Origin of the sequence: Fusobacterium sp., assembly GCF_029258315.1 — a bacterium.
In the GTDB taxonomy this organism is placed as follows: Bacteria; Fusobacteriota; Fusobacteriia; order Fusobacteriales; family Fusobacteriaceae; genus Fusobacterium_B.
Map to the genome: position 1 here is coordinate 1 of NZ_JARHZE010000122.1, position 3,922 is coordinate 3,922.

A 3,922-nucleotide genomic window follows, 5' to 3' on the forward strand; every position below is an offset into this window, starting at 1 on the left:
CCCATCTTTATCACTCATAAGCCCTGCAATTGGCATTGGCATATTTTCTATTACCTCTCCATTTTTAACAAGAACAACTCCACCTTCTTGCTCTATTAATTTTTCTATGGCAAAAGCCATATCTTCATTGGAAGTTCCAACAACAATTAAATTATGTGAATCGTGAGCAACTGAAAGAGCCACAGCTCCTTCTTTTATTCCATATCCTCTTAAAAATCCAACTGCTACATTTCCTGTATTCTTATGTCTTTCTACAACAGCAACTTTCACTATATCTTTTTCTGGATTGAAAATAAACTCTCCATTTTCATCTAATTCCACTGTATCAACACTTTTTTTAGTTACCACCCCACCTGGTAAAATATCAATAATATGAACTTTATTTGTTTTTAAATTTAATTTTAATTTTTCTATTGAAAAATCTTTCACATGCATACTACCTCTTACTGAACTAGTATCATATTTCTGTATCTCTGGAAGATATTTCCCATCTTTTGCAACTTCTTCTCCCTGAATAAATACATTAGTTATTTTGAAATCTTTTAAATCTTCCATCACAACTAAATCAGCACGAAGTCCCGGAGCTATGGCTCCTCTATCTTTTAATCCAAAACATTCAGCTGCATTTAATGTTGCCATTTGTACTGCTGTTATTGGATCTATTCCCTCTTCTACACAGATTTGTAAATGATTATCTAAATGTCCCAATTCAAGAATTGTTTTTGGTTGTCTATCATCTGAGCAAAGAACGCATCTTCTACTATTTTCTTTTGTGACACCCTTTAAAAGATTTCTTAAATCGTGACAAGCAGAACCTTGTCTTAATAATACATATACTCCTCTTGATATTCTATCATGCATCTCTTCAACAGTAGCACATTCATGATCATTTCTTATTCCAACAGACACATAAGCATTTAGATTTTTTTCAAAAATGCTTGGACTATGCCCATCTATTATTTTTCCATTTTCCTTTGCTACCATTATTTTATCTAAAACATCACTATCACCAGAAATAACTCCTGGGAAATTCATAAATTCTCCAAGTCCTAAAACATTTTCTCTTGTTATAGGTTCTTTCATTTTATCAGCATCTATAATAGCTCCAGCATTTTCAAAGGGAGTACAAGGTACACAAGAAGGCACCATATACTTTATATCTAATACTGTATTTTTTGCAGCTTCCATCATATAATCAAGCCCCTTAATTCCACAAACATTAACTATTTCATGTGGATCAGCTATTATACAAGTTCCTCCATGAGGAACTAAAAGTTTTCCTAACTCTTCAGGACTTAAATAAGATGATTCTATATGAATATGACCATCTATAAATCCTGGTGTCACATATTTCCCATTTACGTCTATCTCTTTTCTTCCTTGATAATTTCCAATACCTGCTATTAAATTATCAGAGATAGCTATATCCCCCACTAATATTTTTGATGAATATACATCAACTATTTTTGCATTTTTTATAACTAAGTCAGCAGGTATTCTACCTGCTGCTATATCTATTAATTTTTTTAACTGCTCTTTTGTCATTTTATTCCTCCTTAAAAATTTATATATTTTCTTCTAAGATAGGATCAATAACTTTTAAAGCTATACAATCAACAGGTCCTAAATCTGTTATTGCATAATCTGGAATTGCTGTGATAGGTAAAAAGAACATATACATTAAAGGTTCTGGTAAGTCACAACCTAATTCATTTGCTGCTTTAGATAATAATTTCTCTATTTCAGCAATCTCACTTGGTTCAGCGTCACTACAAATTCCTCCAACTGGTAGTGGTAAAAATTCCATAACCTTACCATCACAAACTACTACTTGTCCTCCTCCATTTTCTATTAAGTGGTTTACAGCTATTGCCATATCTTCTGCATTAGCCCCTAATACAACAATATTGTTATCATCTGGAGCTGCTGATGAAGCCATTGCTCCTTTTTTCAACTTCCATCCTGAACAGAATCCTAAAGATTTATTTCCATTTTTTCCAAATCTTTCAATAACTGATACCATTAATACATCATTTTCTACATCTGGTTGTACCATATGATTCTCTACATTAAGTATAGCATCTCTTCTTTTTCTTACAAATGGACCTATAACATTCATTGATAAAACTTTTACTTTCCCATTTTCTTGAGAAACTTTATATCTAAAATCATCTGCTGTTACTTTTTCACATTTTAATTTACTTGTTAATAATTCACTTCTCTTTGGAGCTTGTAAATCATAAGTAAGTTTTTTATTTTTTGCTACTACTTTTCCATTTGTAATAACTGTATCAACATTAAACTTTTCTAAGTTATCCACTAATAAGATATCAGCTATTCTTCCAGGACAAACAGAACCTATTAAATGATCTATTCTATATGCTTCAGCACTGTTAATTGTTGCCATTTGTATAGCTGTCATTGGATCTACACCTTGCTCTATTGTAAGTCTTACTACATTATCTAAATGTCCTTTTTCTAAAACATCACTAGCTGTAACATCATCAGTACAAAAACTTACTCTTCTTGCAAATGCTGGGTTAACTTCTGTAACTGCTCTCATATTTTCTTTTAAAAAGTGAGTAACAGAAGACTCTCTTATTAGCATATGCATTCCATTTCTCATTTTTTCTACCACTTCTTCGTGATCATAACTTTCATGATCTAAACGAACTCCACCACATAGATAACCATTTAACTCTTTTCCTCTGGCCATAGGAGCACATCCAAATACAGGTAAACGATTTTTTGTAGCTTCTACTATTGCACCTAAAGTATTTTCATCTTCTTCTTGAATAAACTCTCTTACTGTTTCCCATACACCAAAACATTGCTTCCACTTTTGAACTTCCTCATGAGTTTCTTTTGTAAAATTATATGAAATTGTTGATTGAGGTAATGTATATGGTGTTTGATGAGGTGCTCCCCAAAAAACTTTTAATGGACTTTTTTCAATCTCTTCAAATATTTCTTTAAGTCCCTCTAAGCCAGCAACAGATATATATTCATCTAATCCTGACACCATACTTGTAGTTCCACAAGGAACAACTGCTTTTGCATAACTTGTAATACTTAATTTACTACACTCACTATGTATATGTCCATCTATTAGACCTGGAGTTATATATTTTCCTTGAGCATCTAATATTTCTGTATTTTCTCCAATGTAATCTTCTACATTTCCAATAGACACAATCTTATCTTGATATATAGCTACATCAGCTGGATAAATCTCACTTGACATTACATTTACAAGTTGTCCATTTTTTATTACTAAAGTTGCTGGTAATAATCCTCTTCCTGCTCTTATAATCTCCTTTAAATTTTCTACTGTGATTTCTTTCATTTTTTTCCTCCATTTTAATTTTATTAAATAAAAAAATACTATCCGGCCATGATAGTGGCAAATCAGGTTTCCCGTCCTGCGTTTAGTATTTCAAATGGAATTTTATTAAGTTTTTGGTAAAAAATTTTTATGCACGCATTTTATCATATCTTGTTTTTTTAGTCAATAAAAATTTTTATTTTTTAAATCAATGTAATTTTAAAATTTATTTAGAATGTCTAGAAAAATAATTTACTGTAATAAATATTAATTATATTTCCTAAAATAACATCTGTTAAGCATATAAATTTCCTTTTAAATTTATAATATTATTATGCTATAATTAAACAACTTCATAACTCCATAAAACTTAAAAAACTGCACCAAACTAAATTGATGCAGTTTTTTTATTAAAATTATTCTCCTTGGATAAATCTATCCATATTTAATTTTTCTTTAATTAATTTATGTATATCCTCGTGAGTCATATAGTAAATTGTTCCATCTTTACAAGATTTTTCTAAAAATTCCTTTATAATTTCTTCTTGCCCCGGATATTGACTAGCTACATATTCAATTTCAGATGATTCAGAACAA

General features: G+C 30.4%; 3 protein-coding genes. All 3 read right to left on the reverse strand.

Annotation, left to right across the window (positions count from 1 at the left end):
• Positions 1 to 1,545 (reverse strand): adenine deaminase (gene ade / locus Q1J48_RS08110; protein ID WP_300362547.1); only part of this gene is annotated, 1,545 nt, incomplete at its 3' end.
• Positions 1,546 to 1,564: 19 nt separating this feature from the next.
• On the reverse strand, positions 1,565 to 3,346 hold the full coding sequence (locus Q1J48_RS08115; protein ID WP_300331640.1) for an adenine deaminase: 1,782 nt from the start codon (positions 3,344 to 3,346) through the stop codon (positions 1,565 to 1,567).
• A 395-nt stretch (positions 3,347 to 3,741) separates the two neighbouring features.
• Positions 3,742 to 3,922: hypothetical protein (locus Q1J48_RS08120; protein ID WP_300362550.1), on the reverse strand; the 181-nt coding region annotated here is incomplete at its 5' end.